Genomic DNA, 1164 nt, shown 5'->3' on the forward strand with positions numbered 1-1164 from the left:
CGGGTTGCGCGGCCGCCCGCCGTAGGTGGCGACGGCGACGCGCGCGCCGTCCTCGTAGGCGGCGAGCAGCCGGGCCACGGCGGCGGCGGTGACGCGCGGCTGGTCCACCAGCGCGACGACGGCGGCCGGGCACTCGGGCGGGAGCGCGGCGAGGCCCGCGCGCAGCGACGAGCCCATGCCCGTCGCCCAGTCCGCGTTCGGCACCACGACCGCGCCGATCACCTCGACGGTGACCGCCCCGGCGACGACCACGACGGGCGCGCAGCCGCCGTCGTGCAGGGTGCGGACGCCGCGGTCGACGAGCCGCTCGCCGTCCAGTTCCAGCAGGGCCTTGGGCCGGCCGAGCCGGCTGCCGCCGCCGGCGGCGAGCAGCACACCGGCGGGTGGTTGCGCTCCGTGCAGGGTCATCCCGGCAGGGTAGCCGCCGGATCACGGTTCGCCGTGGATACGGCCCTCGGTGTCCGACAGCGGCCGTCCCGAACCGCCCCAGCGGAGCTGCACCAGCTCCGCCGCGATCGACACGGCGGTCTCCTCGGGCGTCCGCGCGCCGAGGTCCAGGCCGATCGGCGACCGCAGCCGCGACAGCTCCGCCTCGGTGAGCCCGGATTCGCGCAGGCGCGCGAGGCGGTCCTCGTGCGTGCGGCGCGAGCCCATCGCGCCGACGTACCCGGCGGACGTGCGCAGCGCGACCTCCAGAAGCGGGACGTCGAACTTCGGATCGTGGGTGAGGACGCAGATGGCGGTCCGCTCGTCCACGTCGGCCTCGCCCAGGAACCGGTGCGGCCACTTCACCACGACCTCGTCCGCGTCCGGAAACCGCTTGGACGTCGCGAACACCGGCCGCGCGTCGCACACGGTGACGTGGTAGCCGAGGAACTTGCCGACGCGCGCGACGGCGGCGGCGAAGTCGATCGCGCCGAACACCAGCAGGCGCGGCGGCGGCGCGAAGCTCTGCACGAACACGGTCAGGTCGTCCAGCCGCCTTTCCCCGCGCGGGCCGTAGTGCCGCTGCCCGGTGAGGCCCTGCGCGAGCATCCCGCGCGCGTCGTCGTCCACGGCCGCGTCCAGCCGCGCCGCGAACGGCTCCCCCGGCGCGAGGGACCCGGCCGCGCCGCGCCCTCCCGCCGGGAAGGCCGCGCCGCGCCCCGCGTCCGGAGCGGCGGC

The 1164-nt window shown here is 77.3% G+C and carries 2 protein-coding genes; both read right to left on the bottom strand.

Annotated elements, in window-relative coordinates; all coding sequences use genetic code 11:
* A partial coding sequence (locus tag AB0J52_RS41595; protein ID WP_500188797.1) for a nucleotidyltransferase family protein occupies window positions 1-408 on the bottom strand: 408 nt, incomplete at its 3' end.
* 21 nt (window positions 409-429) lie between these two features.
* The coding region (locus tag AB0J52_RS41600) for an XdhC family protein (RefSeq protein WP_500188798.1) at window positions 430-1164 on the bottom strand (735 nt) is incomplete at its 5' end.

This window comes from Spirillospora sp. NPDC049652 (assembly GCF_040675125.1).
Taxonomy (GTDB): Bacteria; Actinomycetota; Actinomycetes; order Streptosporangiales; family Streptosporangiaceae; genus Spirillospora.